General features: G+C 46.1%; 19 protein-coding genes. 18 read left to right on the forward strand and 1 reads right to left on the reverse strand.

Annotated features, from left to right (window positions below; all coding sequences use genetic code 11):
- Window positions 1-2 precede the first annotated feature (2 nt).
- The 18 genes from tssA to pyrF all read left to right on the forward strand — a co-directional run bounded on the left by tssA (window position 3) and on the right by pyrF (window position 20,366).
- Window positions 3-1,121, forward strand: a complete 1,119-nt coding sequence (gene tssA, locus AAA946_RS05420) for a type VI secretion system protein TssA (RefSeq protein ID WP_338163947.1) — start codon at window positions 3-5, stop codon at window positions 1,119-1,121.
- 47 nt (window positions 1,122-1,168) lie between these two features.
- Window positions 1,169-1,684, forward strand: coding sequence for a type VI secretion system contractile sheath small subunit (gene tssB / locus AAA946_RS05425; RefSeq protein WP_112461980.1), 516 nt, complete (start codon window positions 1,169-1,171; stop codon window positions 1,682-1,684).
- The gene (gene tssC / locus AAA946_RS05430; protein WP_338163948.1) at window positions 1,681-3,174 is read left to right on the forward strand and encodes a type VI secretion system contractile sheath large subunit; all 1,494 of its coding nucleotides are present in this window, start codon (window positions 1,681-1,683) and stop codon (window positions 3,172-3,174) included. Before tssB ends, tssC (AAA946_RS05430) begins: the two co-directional genes overlap by 4 nt.
- A gap of 31 nt (window positions 3,175-3,205) precedes the next feature.
- Window positions 3,206-4,606 carry a type VI secretion system contractile sheath large subunit gene (gene tssC, locus AAA946_RS05435; RefSeq protein WP_338163949.1) on the forward strand — a complete coding sequence of 467 codons (1,401 nt, stop codon included), beginning with the start codon at window positions 3,206-3,208 and terminating at the stop codon, window positions 4,604-4,606.
- Between the two features lie 3 nt (window positions 4,607-4,609).
- A complete protein-coding gene (locus AAA946_RS05440) occupies window positions 4,610-5,419 on the forward strand; it encodes a type VI secretion system accessory protein TagJ (RefSeq protein ID WP_338163950.1) in 810 nt (269 codons plus the stop codon).
- Window positions 5,419-5,871, forward strand: coding sequence for a type VI secretion system baseplate subunit TssE (gene tssE / locus AAA946_RS05445; protein ID WP_338163951.1), 453 nt, complete (start codon window positions 5,419-5,421; stop codon window positions 5,869-5,871). Before AAA946_RS05440 ends, tssE begins: the two co-directional genes overlap by 1 nt.
- Window positions 5,872-5,873: 2 nt before the next feature.
- On the forward strand, window positions 5,874-7,700 hold the full coding sequence (gene tssF, locus AAA946_RS05450) for a type VI secretion system baseplate subunit TssF (protein WP_338163952.1): 1,827 nt from the start codon (window positions 5,874-5,876) through the stop codon (window positions 7,698-7,700).
- Complete coding sequence (gene tssG, locus AAA946_RS05455) at window positions 7,697-8,683, forward strand: type VI secretion system baseplate subunit TssG (RefSeq protein ID WP_338163953.1); 987 nt, start codon at window positions 7,697-7,699, stop codon at window positions 8,681-8,683. Before tssF ends, tssG begins: the two co-directional genes overlap by 4 nt.
- Before the next feature lie 20 nt (window positions 8,684-8,703).
- The gene (gene tssH, locus AAA946_RS05460) at window positions 8,704-11,295 is read left to right on the forward strand and encodes a type VI secretion system ATPase TssH (protein ID WP_445206058.1); all 2,592 of its coding nucleotides are present in this window, start codon (window positions 8,704-8,706) and stop codon (window positions 11,293-11,295) included.
- Window positions 11,296-11,505: 210 nt separating this feature from the next.
- On the forward strand, window positions 11,506-11,985 hold the full coding sequence (locus tag AAA946_RS05465; protein WP_112461986.1) for a type VI secretion system tube protein Hcp: 480 nt from the start codon (window positions 11,506-11,508) through the stop codon (window positions 11,983-11,985).
- A 130-nt stretch (window positions 11,986-12,115) separates the two neighbouring features.
- Entirely contained in the window at window positions 12,116-13,924 is a 1,809-nt protein-coding gene (locus tag AAA946_RS05470; protein ID WP_338163954.1) for a type VI secretion system Vgr family protein, read from the forward strand.
- 54 nt (window positions 13,925-13,978) lie between these two features.
- Complete coding sequence (locus tag AAA946_RS05475) at window positions 13,979-14,842, forward strand: hypothetical protein (RefSeq protein ID WP_338163955.1); 864 nt, start codon at window positions 13,979-13,981, stop codon at window positions 14,840-14,842.
- A 120-nt stretch (window positions 14,843-14,962) separates the two neighbouring features.
- Complete coding sequence (cmk, locus tag AAA946_RS05480; RefSeq protein WP_112461990.1) at window positions 14,963-15,643, forward strand: (d)CMP kinase; 681 nt, start codon at window positions 14,963-14,965, stop codon at window positions 15,641-15,643.
- 119 nt (window positions 15,644-15,762) lie between these two features.
- Entirely contained in the window at window positions 15,763-17,433 is a 1,671-nt protein-coding gene (rpsA, locus tag AAA946_RS05485) for a 30S ribosomal protein S1 (protein ID WP_042499254.1), read from the forward strand.
- 195 nt (window positions 17,434-17,628) lie between these two features.
- Window positions 17,629-17,913, forward strand: a complete 285-nt coding sequence (gene ihfB / locus AAA946_RS05490) for an integration host factor subunit beta (RefSeq protein ID WP_338163956.1) — start codon at window positions 17,629-17,631, stop codon at window positions 17,911-17,913.
- A gap of 206 nt (window positions 17,914-18,119) precedes the next feature.
- Window positions 18,120-18,401 carry a LapA family protein gene (locus AAA946_RS05495; RefSeq protein ID WP_338163957.1) on the forward strand — a complete coding sequence of 94 codons (282 nt, stop codon included), beginning with the start codon at window positions 18,120-18,122 and terminating at the stop codon, window positions 18,399-18,401.
- 30 nt (window positions 18,402-18,431) lie between these two features.
- Window positions 18,432-19,601: a lipopolysaccharide assembly protein LapB gene (lapB, locus tag AAA946_RS05500; RefSeq protein WP_338163958.1), complete on the forward strand. Its 1,170-nt coding sequence runs from the start codon at window positions 18,432-18,434 to the stop codon at window positions 19,599-19,601.
- A gap of 69 nt (window positions 19,602-19,670) precedes the next feature.
- Window positions 19,671-20,366 (forward strand): orotidine-5'-phosphate decarboxylase, encoded by a 696-nt coding sequence (gene pyrF / locus AAA946_RS05505; protein WP_338163959.1) that lies wholly within the window; start codon window positions 19,671-19,673, stop codon window positions 20,364-20,366.
- A gap of 69 nt (window positions 20,367-20,435) precedes the next feature.
- On the opposite strand, the gene miaE is transcribed toward pyrF, so the two are convergent.
- Window positions 20,436-21,206: a tRNA isopentenyl-2-thiomethyl-A-37 hydroxylase MiaE gene (gene miaE / locus AAA946_RS05510; protein WP_338163960.1), complete on the reverse strand. Its 771-nt coding sequence runs from the start codon at window positions 21,204-21,206 to the stop codon at window positions 20,436-20,438.
- Window position 21,207 lies beyond the last annotated feature (1 nt).

Here is a 21,207-nt window from a genome sequence, read left to right on the forward strand (position 1 = left end):
GGATGTTTATTGAACCGCCAAGTATCGACCTTGAGCAGTTAAAAGCGCCAATTTCTAATGACTTACCGTGTGGAATTGACCCTAGAACGGATTTATCGCCGCTGTCGGTTTACTTCTCATTGAAAGATGTACGCAGCCACGCCCGCAGCGCGGAGAGAGCGGCGCTGGTGGACAACGAGCCTTTATTGAGCCTTGCTCATTTATGGGATCCGATCATGGAGTCAGTACCCAACGCTTTAGTCGATGATTGTCGAGATCTTGAACTAGCAGCTTGGTTGATTGAAGCCAGTATTCGCCGCTCAAGTTTTAAAGGCTTGGCACTTGGATGTGACGTTGCCAGTGTCTTGATCGAAAACCATTGGCACGAGCTCTATCCAGAGCAAGACGAAGATGGGCCGGTAAGTAAGGTGCTGCCGTTATTAGGGCTCAATGGCATGGACGGAGAGGGGACGCTATTGATGCCGATTGCATCGCTGCCTCTCACGGAACTTATTGAAGATCGACAGTATTCGCTGTGGGAGTTTGAACAAGCCTCTGACATTGAACGTTTAGACAAAGAGAAACGAGAGCAAAAACACAGCGCGGGCGCTGTCAGTCTTGAGGACATCAAGGCCAACGTTAAGGCTAGCTCGGCCCACTATTTTTCTTCGTTGCTGGAAGATATTGAGCAAGCACAGCGTGCCTATCAGCGCTTGACTATGGCCATAGATGGCGCGGTAGGCACGCCCCAACCCAGCACTCATATCACCCGGCGGTTAACTGCATGCAAGGATGCGGTGTTATTTCTTGCTGAAGATAAGCTGGTGGAACACGCCAAGCAAAATGATAGCAGTGAGCTTACTGGCGAAGGAACGACTGAGCCAAATCCAGACAACGAAAGTGGACAAGTCTCGGTCAATGCAGCGATCCAAAACCGCATGGACGCGATTGCGCAGCTCGAGAAAATTGCTTCGTTTTTTAAGCAAACAGAGCCTCACTCCCCCATGGCTTATGGCATCGAACAAGTCGTTCGCTGGAGTGAGATGACGCTGCCCGATCTGCTTCAAGAGTTGATTTCTGATAAGGACGCTCGCACAGGATACTTCCGATTAACGGGAATTCGTGCAGAGCAACAAGAATAGCGTGGCGCTGATAGTAAGGCGTGAAAGTGAAGATAAAGGAGAACGTAATGGATAGTATCCACGGCAAACTATCTCGGGTGCGCAAGCCGAGAGTTCATATTACTTATGATGTAGAAACCGAAGGAACAGCGGTAAAAAAGGAATTGCCCTTCGTGGTTGGCGTGATGGGAGACTTTGCTGGCGACAATCAAGCCGCTTTGAAGCCCTTAAAAGAGCGTCGCTTCATTCAAATTGATCGCGATAACTTCGATGATGTGCTCAAACGTATGAACCCAAAATTGAAATTCGCGGTGGACAATAAGCTTGCGAATGATGGTACTGAGCTTGAAGTGGATTTGGAATTTAGCGCAATGCACGATTTTGACCCAGCTGCGGTCGTTAACCAAGTCGAGCCCCTTCGTAAACTGATGGACACCCGCAATAAACTTAGAGATCTGATGACCAAAGTGGATCGTTCAGAAGATCTGGAAAATATCCTCGAACAAGTACTGAACAACACCGAATCGCTGAACGATCTTGCTAGTCAGCTAGACACTAAACAAGAGAAGGAGCCGAGCGAATGAGTACAGAAGCACAAGCCACTCTCGAACCGACAGTTGAAGAAACCAGCACCACGATATTGCAGCAGGCCATTGTGGCGACTAAGCAAACCGATACCTCTCGCTCTGAAGAGCTACTTCGCACTCTGACCGAAGAAGCGCTCAATGGCACTGTTACTTGGAACAAGAACTTAACCGTCACATTCCGTGAAGCGATTGCAGGGATTGATGAGCTGATCTCCAAACAGCTGGCAGAAGTTATGCACCACGCCAGTTTTCAAAAGTTAGAAGGCTCTTGGCGCGGGTTGCAGTACTTGACGGTTAATTCTGATACCAGTCAAACACTCAAAATTCGTGTGCTAAGCATGAACAAATCTGAGCTCTATAAAGATCTCAGTAAAGCCGTTGAGTTTGACCAAAGCCAAATATTCAAAAAGGTGTACGAATCTGAGTTTGGAACGCCTGGAGGCGAGCCATATGGCGCCTTAGTCGGCGACTATGAATTTACCAATCACCCTGAAGATATTGAGTCGCTAAGCTTGATGTCCAACGTTGCCGCTGCCGGATTCACCCCATTTTTGTCAGCAGCGTCGCCTGCGCTATTCGGGTTTGATAATTGGACTGAACTGTCTAAACCGCGCGACTTAGAAAAAGTTTTCGAGTCATTGGAATACACCAAGTGGCGCTCATTCAGAGAAAGCCCAGATTCACGTTTTGTCACTCTTGCCATGCCTCGCGTGCTTGCGCGTCTGCCATATGGCGAATCGACCACACCTATCGAAGAGTTTCGATATGAAGAGTTCGACCTTGATGACAAATCGGGTATGGCGAAGAACACCGAACATGACAAATATTGCTGGATGAACGCTTCTTATGTGCTAGGAGCGCGAATGACAGAAGCATTTTCTACTTATGGATTCTGTACAGCAATTCGCGGCGCAGAGGGGGGCGGTAAGGTCAGCAACCTTCCTTCTCACGTATTTGTGTCAGATGACGGAGATCCGGATCTGAAATGTCCAACGGAAATCGGTATCACAGACAGACGAGAGGCAGAGCTGAGTAAGCTTGGTTTCTTACCTCTGTGTCACTATAAAAATACCGATTATGCCGTGTTCTTTGGTGCGCAAACCTGTCAAAAACCTCAGAAATACAACAACCCTGATGTAACGGCAAACGCGGCTATTTCGGCGCGACTTCCATACATCATGGCCACGTCTCGATTTGCGCATTATTTGAAAGTAATGGCTCGCGACAAGATCGGCAGCTATATGGAAGCAGAAGACGTCGAAAACTGGCTTAATCGCTGGATTTTGAGTTATGTGAATGCCTCTGAAGGTGGCGGCCAAGAGATCAGGGCGAAATACCCGTTAGCTGATGCCAAAGTTCAAGTTCGAGAAATACCTGGAGCTCCGGGCTCGTACAATGCGGTCGCATGGCTTCGCCCATGGTTGCAAATGGAAGAGCTGACTACGTCGCTAAGACTGGTCGCCAAAATTCCGGAAATTGGCGGCTAAGGGGTAGGCGAGCTCTAAAGAGTTCGCCGTGATGACTATGCATAAACATCGAAGTGCTAACGACTCCAACGCAGTAAAGCCTAATGTCGCCAAGGCCTTGCTGCTGCGAGCCATTGCCGATATAGATGAAGCGATCAACGAGCAAATCAACGCTATTTTGCATCATGAGCGCTTTCAACAAATTGAAGCAAGTTGGCGCGGATTACGTTATTTGTGTGGTCAAGCTGGGACGCAAGATAATCACTCTACTTGCAAAGTTAAGCTACTTAATGTGAGCTGGCGTGATTTGTGCCGAGATTCTGCGCGGGCGATAGATTTTGATCAAAGTGATCTCTTTCGTCACCTTTACACCGCTGAATTTAGTACGCCAGGTGGCGAGCCGTTTGGGTTAGTCATTGGTGATTATCAAATAACGCACCGTCCAAGAAAAGGCTACCCAGCGGCTGATTTACAAGTTTTAAGAACTATAAGTCATGTTTGCGCGGCGGCATTTGCCCCGTTTATTACCTCAGCGCAAGCATCACTTTTTGGAGTGAATCATTTCAGTGAGCTTGCGTCTGTACAAGATATCGGTGCACAGTTCTCGCAGCCTGAATACGGTCAGTGGCAAGCACTTCGAGCGATGGAAGATTCAAGGTTTCTTGCCATTGCTGCCCCAAATATATTGATGCGAGAGCCACACAAGCAAAGTGGCTCTGGTTTAACGGCTTTTCAGTTTAGAGAAACGGTTGGTTGCTCCGAGCGAGATTATCTTTGGGGAAATGCGGCTTATGGGGTGGCAGGCGTTGCAGTGCGAGCATTTCGAGAGTCAGGGTGGTTTAGCCAAATACGAGGCATGCAACCCAGTAAGCTGAAGCATGGCTTAATGGTTGAAATCCCGAGCAGCGGCTTTGAGCACTCGAGAAGCTCGCATTCGCCAAGGCCGAGTGTCAATTTACAAATTGGCGATCGACTGGAAGCAGAACTCTCCGACAATGGCTTTATCGCTATTTCGACGTTACCTCATACGCCTCATTTGGTGTTGTACAGCAACACCACAGTTAACTTACCCGTCTCTTTCGATAAGCAAAGCGCTTCGGTCAATGCCCGCCTTTCCTCCATGTTGCAATACATGCTTTGTGTGGCGCGTTTTGCTCATTACCTCAAGGTTATGGGGCGCGACAAAGTTGGGGGGTACAACACGGCGCAGCAGATCGAGAACGAAATGCAGCGCTGGCTGCATCAGTACACTGCGGCATCAGATGAAGCATCGGATGAGATTCGAGCCAAGTATCCCTTAAATGAGGCCAAAATTCAGGTCAAAGAGCAGCAAGCAAAGCCCGGTCATTACTACTCTGTTATTCATCTTCGCCCCCATTTTCAGTTGGAGCATATGGTCTCCAACATCCGGTTGATTACGGAGTTATCACCCATTTTTACCCAAGTAGGATAAAGGATGCAAAATACCATTAATCGGCTCATTCAAGATGGGCAGTTGAACCAAGCGTTATCAGTGGTTACGGAGCAGCTCAAACATGAGCCCAGTAATCATGAGTTACGCAGCATTTTTATCGAGTTGCTGTGCATTGATGGCCAACTAGAGCGCGCTGACCAGCAGCTGGATCTGATTGTCAAACAAGCTCCAGAGATGTTGCCGGGTGTGGTAAACCTCCGACAAATAGTGAGAGCCGCGCAAGCAAGACTCGACTTTGCCGAAGGTGGAGATACAGCAGCGACTATCGGCAACCCCGGTGAGAGTTTTTCCGCGTTATTGAAGCTTAGGGTAGCACTGCGAGAGAACAACGCTGATGAGGTGGAAAGCTGCACTCAAAGGATGGAACAAACCCGTGACAATGTTTCGCTAAAGGTGAATGGCTTGCACCGGTATTTGATTCGGGATGTGGATGACACCTTAGCTGGTTTTATAGAGATGTTTGGTACCAATGGCAAATATTACCTTATCCCTATTTCGGAAGTTTCGAATCTGGAGATGTTGCCCGCGGAGTCGCTTTTTGAGCTCATTTGGCGCAAAGCGAAGGTTGAGATAAGTAGCGGCGATTGTGGAGAGGTCTTTGTTCCGTTGACTTACGTTGCGAGTCACAGTGAGGCAGAGAAGTTAGCTAGAGAGACGGACTGGCAGAAAGTACTAGATACCGATGTTTATCAGGGCAGAGGGCGAAAGCTATGGTTGGTCGATGATGGCGCAATGGAGCTCTTTGAGCTGAAATCGATTTTGAGATCAGAAACTGTTGAGGCGATGGAATAATGGCGAGTCTGTTGAGTTCACCGTTATTTGACCGACTGGAACAAAGTCACACCGACAGAAGTGAACAGTCTCATCGCCAGCGACTTCGCAATGCGATTCGACGCGACCTTGAAGGGTTATTGAATGCCAAGGTGAGTTGGCTAACTTGGCCTGAATGGTATCACCAACTTGACCAATCGTTACTGAGCTTTGGGCTGCCCGATTTTTCCTCGATGCCATTGAGTAGTCAGGATGGTCGTGAACGTCTGTGTGCCACAATCGAAGAAACGATCGCCAAGTTTGAGCCTCGCCTGACGGAGGTTTCAGTTGAAGCTGTGGATGATGAAGCATCGTTAGAGCGGGTGCTAAAAATAAAAATTCATGCTCTATGTGTAGGGGAGTATGAAGCGGAACCCATTGTGTTCGATTCTCAAGTGGAGCCAGTTTGCCTTGGCATATCGGTGTCGGAGTAGTCATGAGTGATGAACTATTGAAGTACTACAATCGAGAGCTCGCCTATCTAAGACATATGGGAAGTGAGTTTGCTGAGCGACACCCTAAGATTGCTGGCAATCTAAAGATTAGCGGTGAGCATATTGAGGATCCCCATGTATCTCGATTACTCGAAGGCGTCGCTCTACTGACGGCTCAAATAAGGCAAAAATTGGATGACAGTTTTCCTGAGTTAACGGAGGCCTTAGTCGGAAAACTCTTTCCTGATTATCACGCACCCATTCCGTCTAGCTCGATTATTAAGCTGACGACTGAAAATATGACCGATAACGGCCTAACGATTCCTTCGGGTACAAAGGTCGAGTCTATAGCCGATGGTTATAAAAACTGTTTATTTAAGACTTGTTACGATACTAAGCTTTGGCCAGCTGAAATCTCGTTGGCAAAGTTCAGAGGTGCGCCTTTTGAGGCGCCTAAACCTGCGTTTGATGCTGCGGCTTTATCCGTACTCAAGCTGCGACTAAGCAGCAATTATTCCGATATTAAACTCAAAGATATTGGTATAGATAGGCTGAGGCTCTACTTAAATGGGCAGCCTCAGCTTAGCTATGAGCTCTATCAGCTGCTTAATCAATCATTGGTCGGCATTGCTTTGTCGTCAGTAAGCAGCTTAAAGCCTATTACGTATCTTTCTCCGAAACATATCGCTCCAGTTGGGTTTGAAAGCAACCAGAAAGTGGTGCCTTATGGTGATAAGTCGTTTGATGGCTACCGTTTATTGGTTGAGTATTTTGTTTGTCCTGAAAAGTTCTTATTTGTCGATTTAAATGAGTTGCAACCGGATTGGTTTGGCGATGAAAGTGAGGTCGATATTTATCTGTATTTTGATCGCGATTCAGAAGTGCTAGTCAAACAGCTGACCGCTCAAAATGTGCTGCTCGGCTGCGTACCGATAGTGAACACCTTCGATACTGAGCTTGAGCCTATTCGGTTGAATCCGGCTTACTTCGAGCACAAGTTGGTGGCACGCAATCAAGATACTAACAGTTCGGAAATTATCTCTATAAGACATGTGGAGGCCTATGACCAACATGATAGTCAAGTTGATGTATCGCCTTTCTATGGATCTGCTTGTCATGATGAATCCTCAGCTTTGTATTGGTCGTTGCGCCGAGAGGTGACAAATGGCAGCGAGGAGGGGGGGGAGCAGGGTACTGATTCGTTTCTTTCAATGGTAAGCAGCACGGCTAAGCCTATAGAACTGGATCGACAAGAGCGTTGGTTGGTGAATGTGAGTGCAACGTGCAGCAACCGCAATCTGCCTAGCCAATTGCCGACCCGTAAAGAGCAGCTCACACTATTGATTTCTAGTTACCAAGACCTTTTGAAAACCAATACACGTTGCTTGAAGTCCTTTAGTAAACCGGTGAGACCGAAGATGTTTGAGTCGTCGCGTTGGCAATTGGTCAGTCAACTATCCCTCAATCACTTTGCTAATGATCCGGATGGGACAATGCTGAAAACAGTATTGCAGCTCTATGATTTCACTCACGCGCCGCAAACCAAAGTTCTGGTTGAATCTATTCGCAAGATTGAGTTGCGAAGTGCTACAGCAAGAGTAAGGCAGTCTGGAAGAGTTGGCATATGCCAAGGAAACGAGATGGTGGTTGAGTTCTCAGGTCGAGATGTGTCTGGGAGTCAGTTGTTTTTCTTCGGGCAAGTACTGGCGCACTTTTTAGCACAGTATGTGGTGGTAAATAGTTTTTGTCGGTTAACGATTACATTGACCGGAGCTCATGAGCCAGTGCACTGCTGGCCAGCAATGTCGGGTACGCAGGAGTTACTGTGAGTGCACTGAATGGTCAAGGACTGGAAACCATTGAGCAGTTTCACCACTATGTCGCAGCACTTGAAAATGCGCTAGCGGGCAAAGAGGGTCGAGTGGGTACAGATGCATTGCCAAGCTCTGAGTTACTGCATTTTCGATCTTGTACCCATTTAGGCTTCCCAGGCAAAGCGGTTGAAAAAATTGTCGAACCGAATGGCGAGCGAAGCCAATATGAGCTCTTAGTCGGCTTCTTGGGGCTGATCGGTCCAAGCGGCGTAATGCCAAGGCACTTTAGTGAGAGAGTGTTGCGGGAAACGAAAAAGAGAGATGCGGCCACCGCTGATTTTCTCGACATTTTTCATCACCGATTGATCGCTTTGTATCACCGTGCCTGGGAAAAATATCACCATCCAACGCTGTATCAGCATTATTTACAAACTGGCGTGCCAGATGCGATTACTCGAATGTTATTTGTTATTTCGGGTGCCCAAAGTGATCTTGAGGCACGTTATGCAGGGCTTTTGGCCCATCCTAACCGAAACACTAAAAGCCTCAAACAAATCCTTGAGCATATGTCGGGGTGTGATGTTGATATAGAGGAGCGAGTGGGACGATGGTTGCACGTCGAACCTGATCAGCAAAGTCGGCTTGCTAGTCGAATTGAGGAACGCGGGCAGTTTGCATGTTTAGGTGAAGGAGTCTTGGTGGGGAAGCGCGTATGGGATGTGAATTCGACCATTGCCATTACATTACGTCCCCATAGTCGCGCTAAAGCTGAGCGTTATATGCCTCAATCTCCTGCCTTGAAGATTCTTAAGGGTATAACCAAAGCCTACTTGCCAACCCACATTCATTCTGTTTGGCAACTGGCGGTGAAAACAGGGGATTTGCCAGTGTCGACTGTCGGAGCGACAGACGTTGGCTTAGGGCACGGCACTTTGCTGGCTTACCCTGCTAAGCGTGGACATCAAATTATTAATATTTCAATTGGAACTGGGCATTAAAAGGAAAACAGGACGTAATTATGTCAACAATGAGCCTAACAACGTTAGTGGAAAAATTGTCACCCACCGCAACGGTGAGTCTCGAAGCGGCGGCGTCGCTTTGTAATAGTCGAAGTCATAGCAGCGTTGAAATACAACATTGGCTTTTGGCTATGTGCCAGCAGTCGAGTAGTGACTTGTTGGTTGTGTGTGAGCAGTATGAAGTGAATGTCGACAGGCTCGTTTTTGCCCTTAATCAGGATCTTGAATCGTTAAAGTCGGGTCATGATAGCGCGCCTAGCTTATCGAAGCAGTTGGTCTCGTTGATTGAATCGGCTTGGGTGAGCTCAACGTTGGCATTTGGTGAAACTGCTATTGAGCCTATCCACGTGATTCATGCTTTGCTCAGCGATGAAAGCTTGATCCCTTTTACCCCGGGTTACTTACAGAAACTGTCTGTGATTGATCCCGGGGAGCTGGTTAAAAACTGGCAAGGTAGTCACACGGGCTCCGATTTATCACTAAAAGATACTTCGCTTTTAAGTGCGACTTCATCGTCTCCAAACCTTGAGCAGTTTACCGTTGATTTGACACAGATAGCTAAAGAAGGGGGCCTTGATCCCATACTTGGCCGTGATGATGAGATACGGCAAATCATCGATGTGTTGATGCGTCGACGTCAAAATAACCCTATTCTCACTGGTGAAGCTGGTGTGGGTAAAACAGCGGTAGTCGAAGGTTTTGCGCAGCGGATTGCAAAAGGTGATGTGCCAGAAAGTCTGCGTGATGTCAGAGTATTGTCGCTAGATTTAGCTCTGCTTCAGGCTGGCGCAGGTGTGAAAGGTGAGTTTGAGAATAGGCTTAAAAACGTTATCAAAGAAGTGAAAGCGTCGGTTGCACCAATCGTCATTTTTATTGACGAAGCACATTCGTTAATTGGTAGCGGAGGTGGATCGGGTCAAAATGATGCGGCAAATATTCTTAAGCCGGCATTAGCTCGAGGTGAGCTTCGAACAATTGCAGCAACGACCTGGGCGGAATACAAAAAATACTTTGAAAAAGACGCGGCATTGACTCGTCGTTTCCAAGTCGTAAAAGTGGAAGAGCCGAGTGAAGAGCTAGCGATTACTATGCTCAGGGGACTGCTTCCTGTTATGGAAGCACATCATAACGTCGCGATTACAGACGAAGCGTTGCAAGCTGCGGTCAAACTGTCGAGTCGATATATTAATGGTCGTCAACTTCCCGATAAAGCAGTGGCCTTGCTCGATACGGCGTGCGCCAGAGTCGCGATTAGTCAAGTTGCTACCCCTGCCAATGTTGAATGCCTCGATAGACAATATGATGCCTTAATTGCAGAGCGAAGCTTGCTGGAACAAGAGCAAGCTACTGGTTCAAATCATAGTGGGAAAATTGCGGTGTTAACTGAGCAGCTTGATGAGGTTAGCAAGCAACGAAAATTAGCTAATGCAAATTGGCAGTGGCAACGAGAGCAGTTGGAATCGGCAATTGCCCTAAAGCATCAAATTCTATCTGCTGCAGATACAGACGTAACCGATGTCTGTCAGCAACTGACAGAAGTGAAAGCATCACTGAATGAGTTCGAGCAGAGTATGGTTCATCTGGAGGTTGATGAAAACTTAGTTGCGCAAGTGATTTCAGACTGGACTGGAATACCACTTGGGCGAATGAGAGTCGACCAGTTGGCAGCGCTACGAGCACTGACGCCGCGCCTTCAACAGCGCATCATAGGTCAAGATCATGCTCTGGATCGAATTAGCCAAGTGGTTAAAACTGCCCGCATGAAACTGAGCGATGAAAATAAACCTGACGGGGTATTTTTGTTAACAGGACCAAGTGGTACGGGTAAGACAGAAACGGCGTTAGCACTCGCTCAGCAAATTTATGGTAGTGATGATAGTGTCACTGTTATTAATATGTCTGAATTTAAAGAAGAGCACAAAGTTTCTTTATTGCTTGGCTCCCCTCCAGGATATGTTGGATATGGAGAAGGAGGAGTATTAACCGAAGCGGTTAGACGTAAGCCTTACAGTGTGATACTTCTCGATGAAATGGAAAAAGCGCATCCTAGTGTACAAGATGTTTTTTACCAGATCTTCGATAAAGGTATAATAAAGGACGGCGAAGGGACGGATATAGATTTTAAAAATTGCATTATTATCATTACTTCGAATGTTGGTTCTGAAACAACGGAGAATTTATTTGAAGATAGAGAAACAGCACCGGGAGCAGAAGGACTGACCGAAGCGTTGCAGAACGATCTTCTGGAAGCATTCAAGCCTGCTTTTTTGGGAAGACTGAACATTATCCCTTATGTGCCTTTAAGCCAAAGTGACATAGAGGCCATTACTAAGTTGCAACTTGATAGAGTGGCGAATCGATATCGAGAGCACTACCAGGCTGATCTTACTTTTGATGAGAGTGTCATATTACATATCAATAAAACTACAAATAATGTGGGAGTTGGAGCTAGGGCGATTCAACTACATATACAGAATGTACTATTACCATTTTTATCGGAACTATTAATGGAAAGGTTAGTAGAAGAGAAAGACATGCCTGCAATTCAATTATCAATTGAGGGTGATACTTACGTTTCTGTAAATACTTAATTGTTAATAATATCGAATGCTGTTGTTGAAGTAGCGTAGGCCTAATTTAGGTTTTATAAATATACAAGTCAATATTAAAGATTATGTTCTAGGTCGAATGCTGATGCTATTAGTTGAAGACGTAGGGCAGCGATTAAACACGTCTGTGTTTTATGATGAAATATCCGTAATGGATAGTTAATTTAAATATAGCAGCTAAAGGAGATTAGCATGCAAGCTAATACTTATTTGAAGTACGGTGACATTAAAGGCGAAGCAACGGCTGAGCAATATAAAGATCTTATCACTTTGTTGTCAGTGGATTGGGCCGTAAATCGTGAAATTACGTCGTACACAGGTACAGCGCAAGATCGTGAAGCCAGCGCTACGCGTTTGGGTGACATTACCATTACTAAACTACAGGACAAAGCGTCACCTGACCTGTTTAAAGAAGCAACAATTGGTAAAGGCAAGCCAGCGGTTTTTCATATCACCAAGCAGGGTGAAAAAGTAGAAGAAATCATGAAGATCGAGCTAACTGATGCAATGATTTCTAACTATTCAGTATCGATTCAAGATGATCGTCCAACGGAGAGCATCACTATTTCTTATACCGAGATGATGATGACGGTGACGCCAACGGACGATCAGAACAATGTTCAAGCGCCACTGGTATACGGCTACAGCGGTGTGAAAGGTCAACAAATGTAAGTCATAAATACGAGACACTTCGGTAACGTTGTTGTCTCTAAAAGTCCTCAAACTGCAGGGTGTGACTTCGCACTCTGCATTTTGAGGCGTTCTACAAAACTTCGGTTGTTTATCAGTAATAGGTTCGGCAATGCTACTTACCCAAGATGCTAATACTATCCAAATTGAAACGTCGCTAGGAAAGGATAGGCTTTACTTATCAAAGTTTGACCTTGTCGAACAAATGTCAGCACCTTTCTCAATAACGGTCTCATGCTTCACTAGTGGCGTAGAGATTAACCAAAGAGACATTATCGGGAAAAGCGCTCATATCACGCTCAAGTATCAGCAAGGACATCTTCCAGTGGAGCGATATTTCCATGGAGTGATTCATAAAGTGCGAGGGTTAGGGCGACGCACGCCAAGTGGATCGGGAGGTGTTGAGTTTCGGGATTATGAGTTTGTTATTCAGCCTCAGCTTGCTTTTCTAAGACAGAGAAAAAACTGTCGTATTTACCAGAAGCAATCGGTGATTGATATCGTATCCGAGCTTTTGGCTGAGCATGGAGTTAAATTTGCCCTAGATACCAAAGCGATGTACCCAAAGCTTGAGTACAAAGTACAGTACGATGAATCGGATTTCGATTTTGTTCAGCGTCTGCTGAGGGACGCGGGCTTATTCTATTTCTTTGAGCATAAGAAAACGGACCATATATTGGTCTTGGCTGATTCTGTGACAGCGTATCGGCAGGCAGAAGAAAGCTACGTTGCTTATACTACAGGGACGCTTGCAGAGAACCATATCCATAGTTGGTCTGATTCCTTAACTATCCCCCCGGGAAAAAACACCCACCAGGCCTACGACTTTTTAAATCCGGATGTAAAGCCAAGTGGCGATGCCAACAACTCTTCCTTGGCCTCGCAACAAACTTCGACAGAAGTGTTTAGCTATGTTGCTGAGTCTGAAAAAAAGGCTGACTTGAATCATGCATCGGATATTGAGTTGGCAGGGTTGCGACTGGAGCATGAAATTTTTGAGGGTAAGAGCAGTTGCAGTTCATTTGCGGTGGGACACCATTTTACCTTTTCTGATCACGAAGACAGAAGTTTGGTTGGTCGCAGCTATCTGATTACGAGCCTTAACCTGCGTGTAGAAATTGCCAATCAAGTTGGCGCTAACAAGCCAAGTAAGCAGGTGATAGAGAATCACTTTCGATGCATACCCGCAGATACTTTGTTTCGCTCGACTCCAACGTGCTCTAAGCCCACGATTATGGGCGTACAAACAGCCTTAGTAACCGGAGAAGAAGGCGAAGAGGTGTGTGTCGATGAGTATGGCCGCATCAAAGTGCTGTTTCATTGGGATAGGGAAGGAAACGCCAACAATCAGAGCTCATGTTGGGTGCGCGTGGTTCAATCATGGGCAGGCAATGGTTATGGGGCTAGCTTCTGGCCTAGAGTTGGTCACGAAGTATTAGTGAGCTTTTTAGAAGGGGATCCGGATCAACCTGTGATCACTGGTACTTTGCACAACGGTAATCAGCATCCTCCGTACTCACTGCCCAGCCAAAAGTTTACATCAGGGATCAAAACTCGATCCGCTGAGGGCTCTGCAAGCAATTTCAATGAACTTCGATTTGTTGATAAAAAAGGAGAGGAATTACTTTATCTTCAGGCTGAAAAAACGATGCAAACTCAAGTAAAAGAGAGTTGTATTGAACAGATAGAGAAGGATCTTCAATCTAGGGTTGGCGGGAATTGGACGTTGAACGTGGGTGATAGCTCGAAAGTAGAGACGGGATCGTCAGTAGAACTGTTGGCGGGAGAGTCGATTACGATCAAAACTGGCAGCGCCTCAATTACGTTATCGAGTGGGGGCGAGATAGACATTAAGGGCTCATCAATCAAGATTAATGGTAGTGACATTGCGTTGAGCGCTGGCTCGATTGCATTGAATTAGCGTGTGGTTTTCTTATTTCGTGAGTTTTCGATGTGAAGCTGGTGGTGAGCTGAAATGATTTTCTCAATTGAGCCCAACATAGTCATGCTAGGTCAGTACGGTCTGGCGCAAGGAACGTTGTCGAGCACGAAAGACTGGTCTTTAAGACCTCATGTCGCTAATCATGATAAGCGAAGCTATCGTGAATACGGTTTCGATGGGGGGCATGCTGAGCAGCTCAGACATCTACAGTTAGATGTCGATAGTATTTTCATTTTGCTTCCAGAGTGCGATGAAGAGCCAAGTCTTTGTGCTGAAGTGCGGTATTTACAAGATCTTGCCCCTCAAATATTTGAGCACTCGAATGTGCTTTTGTTTCCGTTTGGCAGTGCGTCAATAGCGATGGCGCTGCGACACGCCAAACAACAGTTCGAGAAAGAGGCAAGTCGTATTGCTTTTGTGAGCATTCATCTCAAAAATCAATTCGAGATAAAAAACAATGTTGAAGGTATCATTAGTGATTCTCTTATCGTCGCCACATTGACGAAACGCGACCATGGATTGCAAGTCTATTGGAATGGTTATGAAGTACATACGAAAGACAAAACGCTAAGTGTGCCGATCGCGTCGCTATTAAATCGAGTAAACCAAAGTGGGATTAATGCTCTTGCACATTGCTACCTACCCATCGCCTTTGATGATGAGCTAAAGCAAAGCATCTTGAGTAATGTTAACCAGCTCTCGTCTATGATCACCTCAAAAACGGAATTTGTGTTTCTCGATATATTGCTGGGCAATCTGGGGGCTTGTGCGGGACTCTATAGCTTGTGTCATTTGTCGGAGCAGTACCAAAAATGCGATTACAGTGGGTACACTTTGCAGCTCGACGTGGCTGAGCGGCGCTATCGAAGTGTTCTGCTTATAGGATGGTCACAGTAATCAATGGATTGCATGAGAACATACAGTCAAACGAGCAAAGACATAGCAACTTAGGGCCATAGGGTATATAATTCTGCGCCGTAAAATTAACAACAATAATGTGACAACGTGGAGTAGAACATGTCCTTAAGTACACCAGTGATTACTGTGGATGGACCAAGTGGTGCTGGTAAAGGCACACTGTGTATGCTGTTGGCTGAAAAGTTAGGCTATCACTTATTGGATTCTGGGGCGATTTACCGCGTGTTGGCTTTGGCAGCGATTCATCATGGTGTTGACCTTGAGTCAGAGGATGCACTGGTGCCGCTAGCAATGCACCTTGATGTCCAGTTTGTCGCTGAAGGCGATCTAGTTAAAGTGATTTTGGAAGGGGAAGATGTGTCCGGTGAGCTTCGTAAAGAAGAAACGGGCAATGCTGCTTCTAAGATCGCCGCTTTGCCTCGAGTACGTGAGGCGTTACTGCGTCGTCAACGTGCATTTAACATTGAACCTGGATTGGTTGCCGATGGCCGTGATATGGGTACGGTCGTTTTTCCTGAAGCGCCAGTTAAAATCTTCCTTGATGCGAGCGCAGAAGAAAGAGCGCAAAGGCGTTTTAAGCAGTTGCAACTAAAGGGTTTAGATGTTAGATTTGACGACCTTTTGAGCGAGATCGAAGAACGAGACTACCGAGATCGCAACCGAGCGGTTGCCCCTCTTCGTCCGGCTGATGACGCTCTAGTGTTAGATTCAACCTCGCTAAACATCGAGCAAGTGTTGGAAAAAGCGCTACAATATATCGAATCTAAACTCACTAAGTAGCCTCTATTGGCACACACTTGGTGAGCTTTGAGCCGTTGGTCGCAAGGATGATGACCGACTAAATTATCAACCCCATGCGGTAGGATGCCCATGGACGTTTACTTATTGAAGATTAAATAATGACTGAATCTTTTGCTCAACTCTTTGAAGAGTTTCTAAACGAAACAGAATTCCAACAAGGCAGCATCGTTAAAGGTACTGTAGTAGCTATCGAGAACGGTTTCGTTCTTGTTGACGCTGGTCTTAAGTCTGAGTCTGCTATCCCTGCTGAACAGTTCAAGAACGCTGCTGGCGAACTTGAAGTTGAAGTTGGCGCTGAAGTTGACGTAGCTCTAGACGCTGTTGAAGATGGTTTCGGTGAAACTCAACTTTCTCGTGAGAAAGCGAAGCGTCACGAAGCTTGGATCGTTCTTGAGAAAGCTTACGAAGAAGCTGAAACTGTTGTTGGTATCATCAACGGTAAAGTTAAAGGCGGTTTCACTGTTGAACTAAACGGTATCCGTGCTTTCCTTCCTGGTTCTCTTGTTGACGTACGTCCTATCCGTGACACTGCTCACCTAGAAAACAAAGAGCTAGAGTTCAAAGTTATCAAGCTAGACCAGAAGCGTAACAACGTTGTTGTTTCTCGTCGTGCTGTTATCGAATCTGAAAACAGTGTTGAGCGTGACGAACTTCTTGAGACTCTACAAGAAGGTACTGAAGTTAAAGGTATCGTTAAGAACCTTACTGACTACGGTGCATTCGTTGACCTTGGCGGTGTTGATGGTCTTCTACACATCACTGACATGGCGTGGAAGCGCGTTAAGCACCCATCTGAGATCGTTAACGTTGGTGACGAGATCCTAGTTAAAGTTCTTAAGTTCGACCGTGAGCGTACTCGCGTATCACTAGGTCTTAAGCAGCTAGGTGAAGATCCATGGGTAGCAATCGCTAAGCGTTACCCAGAAGGTCACAAGCTAACTGGTCGCGTAACTAACCTAACTGACTACGGCTGCTTCGTTGAAATCGAAGAAGGCGTTGAAGGTCTAGTACACGTTTCTGAAATGGATTGGACTAACAAGAACATCCACCCATCTAAAGTTGTTAATGTTGGCGACGAAGTTGAGGTTATGGTTCTTGATATCGACGAAGAACGTCGTCGTATCTCTCTAGGTCTGAAACAGTGTAAAGCTAACCCATGGCAGTCATTCGCAGAAATGCAAGCTAAGGGCGACAAAGTTACTGGTAAGATCAAGTCTATCACTGACTTTGGTATCTTCATCGGTCTAGAAGGCGGCATCGACGGTCTAGTTCACCTATCTGACATTTCTTGGAATGTTGCTGGTGAAGAAGCAGTTCGTGAGTACAAGAAAGGTGACGAGATCTCTGCAGTTGTTCTAGCTGTAGACGCTGAGCGTGAGCGTATCTCTCTAGGCGTTAAGCAAATGGAAAATGACCCATTCAATGCTTACGTTGCAGACACTAAGAAAGGTGCTCTAGTTAACGGTACTGTTACTGCAGTTGACGCTAAAGGTGCTACTATCGAACTAGAAGAAGGTGTAGAAGGTTACATCCGTGCTTCTGAAGTATCACGTGACCGCGTTGAAGATGCGTCTCTAATCCTAAGCGTTGGCGACAGCGTTGAAGCGAAGTTCACAGGTGTTGACCGTAAGAACCGCGTAATCAACCTATCTGTTAAAGCTAAGGATGAAGCTGAAGAGCAAGAAGCAATGGCTTCACTGAACAAGCAAGAAGAAGGCGCGTTCGGTAATGCTATGGCTGACGCATTCAAAGCTGCTAAAGGCGAATAATTTACGCCATTAGAGAAAAAGGAGCCGTAAGGCTCCTTTTTTTTGTTTCTATCTTTGAGAAATTTAGACTATTATCAATTTATACAGGCAGTTAGTGCATTGTTGATATAGAATATATGTAAACCGCTGTCCGCTGTAGTATGAGACATCGAAGATAGAGACACTGAAGATTAAGAGTAATGAGGGTAACTACCTATGACTAAGTCTGAACTTATAGAAAGACTCTGCGCGGAGCAAACTCACTTATCCGCAAAGGAAATTGAAGATGCGGTAAAAGATATTTTGGAACATATGGCTTCTACACTGGAAAGTGGTGACCGTATTGAAATCCGCGGATTTGGTAGTTTCTCGCTTCACTACCGCGAGCCACGTGTGGGTCGTAACCCGAAAACGGGTGATAAAGTGGAGCTGGATGGTAAGTACGTACCGCACTTTAAACCAGGCAAAGAGCTTCGTGAACGTGTGAACGAAAGTCTGTAGAGCCCCTATCTTAATGAAACGGCATGCTTTTTTAGTGTGCCGTTTTACGTTTAGGCGAGTGGCAGTGATGAGGTTCACCTGCTGGATAAAGAATAGGCTAGTTGCTCTAAATATCACTTAGATTATCAAGATAATTGCCTAAGACGATGGTGTGCCGAGGCAAATTCCTGCATAATCGAGCTATCCAATAACTGTGGCACGAGCATATGAAGATTCTAAAAATAATTGTACTCATCGCATTGTTCCTGGTAACCCTAGCACTGGGTTCGCAAAACCAGGAAGTGGTAACCTTCAACTATTTGTTAGCGCAAGGTGACTTCCATCTATCGACGCTGCTGGGCAGTGTATTCGTTGTTGGTTTTGTCGTTGCTTGGCTAATTTTTGGTAGCTTACACCTTAAGTCTCAAATGACGGTACGTAAGCTAAAGAAGCAGCTGGCTAAACAGACGCCTTCTGAATCAAAAGAAGTCGTTACTAGCAGCAACTAATTAGATTAAGGGTTAAGGTCGATTTAATTAATGCTTGAGCTATTATTCTTGCTTTTGCCTATCGCAGCAGCCTATGGATGGTACATGGGTCAGCGAAGCGCTAAGCATGATCGACAAGAGCAATCGCATCAAATCTCTCGTCAGTATATGACGGGCCTTAACCTATTGTTGTCCGATCAGTCAGACAAAGCGGTCGATCACTTCATCGAGCTCCTTCAGGTCGACAACGAAACCATTGATACTCACCTTGCCCTCGGTAACCTATTCCGCTCTCGTGGCGAGGTAGACCGTGCTATCCGAATTCACCAGAATCTTATCTCGCGATCGGGCTTAACTATCGATCAGAAAAATCTTGCGTTGCAGCAACTGGCCAAAGACTACATGGTATCGGGCTTCCTTGATCGTGCCGAGAAGATATTTGTCCAGCTTGTTGATGAGCCTGAACATCGTGATGCCGCATTAACTCAGTTACTTGCCATTTATCAACAGACCAGTGAATGGCACAAAGCCATCGAGGTCGCAAATGCCCTGTTCAAAATGGGTAAAAAGCGCATCAGAAATAGCATCGCCCACTTTTGGTGTGAGCTTGCTATGATCGAAAAAGCGGATGGTAATACCAACAAAGCAGTTCAGAATTTTAAGAAGGCACTGTCAGTGGATCCGCGTTGTACTCGAGCGAGTATTGCACTGGGTAAGCTTTGTTTGGAGGACGAGGATTACTCGAAAACGATCTCCTACCTTGAGTCAGTGCTGGAGCAAGATAAAGATTTTATCAGTGAAGTACTGCCAACCTTAGCTGAGTGTTATCACCATCTGGGACAAGAGCAGGGCTTAGTAGAGTTTCTACGAGCCAGTATTGACAAAGGCGCTGGTGTTTCGGCAGAGCTAATGCTTGCTCAGCTTGTTGCGCAGCACGACGGTACAGAGGCCGCCCAAGCGCTGCTAACAAGACAACTGGTTCGCAGCCCAACGATGAAAGGCTTTTATCGCTTGATGGATTACCACCTAGCGAATGCTGAAGAGGGTAAAGCGAAAGAGAGTTTAACTACGTTGCAGTCGCTGGTGGGTGAGCAGTTAAAAACTAAACCGCACTATCGATGCCGCAAATGTGGTTTCTCAACCCATTCATTATATTGGCATTGTCCTTCATGTAAGGGATGGGGTACGATCAAGCCCATTCGAGGGTTGGACGGCGAGTAGCCATAACCAAAATAGAATTGCAATGCAGCACTTAGGTGCTGCTTTTTTTGAGTAAAACGAGGAGCGAAAATGATTGACCAAAAAGTGATTGTTGCACTGGATTACGATAACCAAGCCGATGCATTAGCTTTTGTCGATAGAATTGACCCAAGCTCTTGCCGACTAAAGGTGGGCAAAGAGATGTTCACACTATTTGGTCCTGAGTTCGTTCGAGAGCTACACAAGCGTGGCTTCTCAGTATTTCTAGATCTTAAGTTTCATGACATCCCTAACACGTGTTCTAAAGCGGTTCGTGCTGCAGCGGAAATGGGCGTTTGGATGGTAAACGTACACGCAGGTGGCGGTGAGCGCATGATGACTGCGTCTCGTGAGATCCTGGAGCCTTATGGCAAAGATCGTCCACTATTGATTGGTGTGACTGTTTTAACAAGTATGGAGCAGTCGGATCTTGCAGGTATCGGCATTGACGTGGCACCTCAAGAGCAAGTGTTGCGTTTGGCGAACCTAACCAAGAATGCAGGTCTTGACGGCGTGGTATGTTCAGCGCAAGAAGCAAGCATGCTAAAAGCAGAGCTGGGAGCAGAGTTCAAGCTGGTGACGCCAGGCATTCGTCCAGCGGGCGCTGCAGTGGGCGATCAAAAGCGTATCATGACGCCAGATATGGCGATCCAAGCAGGTTCTGACTATCTCGTGATTGGCCGTCCGATCACGCAAGCAGCGGATCCGGCAAAGGTGCTTGCTGAGATTAATGCTTCTTTGAGCTAATTGCCTCTCTACGTTAATCGATAGGGTAAAACTAAAAATGCCAGAGCTAATAGCTCTGGCATTTTTGTATTAAGCGGGAATACCACTATGGAACTTAAAGTCGGTATCTGGCGAGGAAATCAGTTCAGCTTCTACTTTGCCGAAGTAAGCCACTCTTTCACTGATGTCTTTGCCAGCCACTTGCTCTGCCAAAGTTAAGTAGTCTTGATAGTGACGAGCTTCAGAGCGCAGCAGGGACACATAAAACTTAGCGATATCGTCATCCATAAACGGTGCCAGTTTGGCAAATCGTTCACAAGAGCGCGCTTCGATATAAGCCCCAATGATCAGTTTGTCGATGAGTGTGTTTGGTTCATGTGTTGTCATGTGGCTAAGCAGCCCCTTGGCATAGCGGCTCGCGGGTATTGATTCGTAGGGAATGCCTTTTTTCTCCATGATCTCTAACACTTGGTAGAAATGATGTAATTCTTCTTTGATCAGTAGAACCATTTTGTCGATCAAATCTTGGCTGTAAGGTGAGTCTGATTTGGCAATGATCGATTTCGAAATATTGCTTTTGCCCTTTAAAGAAGTCATATCACCAATGTTGCGATACGCAAAGTCTTCATAGGGTTTGAACCATTCAAACAGTGCTGAGCTGCTCTGCTTATCCACGGCATATTTGCGAATTAAGTACATTGCAGATTGGCCGGCTTTAAGCTCGCACAATAGGTGATCAATCAAGATCACTGGTAGGTTTTCTGGGTGTTTGGCTTTTTCTACCCAAGCATCAGGCGTTGAGCAGTGCAAAAACTGATTGATAGGTTCTAAAATGGCGTCGATTTGAGAAGGACTGATCATG

The sequence above is a fragment of the Vibrio sp. 10N genome, from assembly GCF_036245475.1.
Classification (GTDB): domain Bacteria; phylum Pseudomonadota; class Gammaproteobacteria; order Enterobacterales; family Vibrionaceae; genus Vibrio.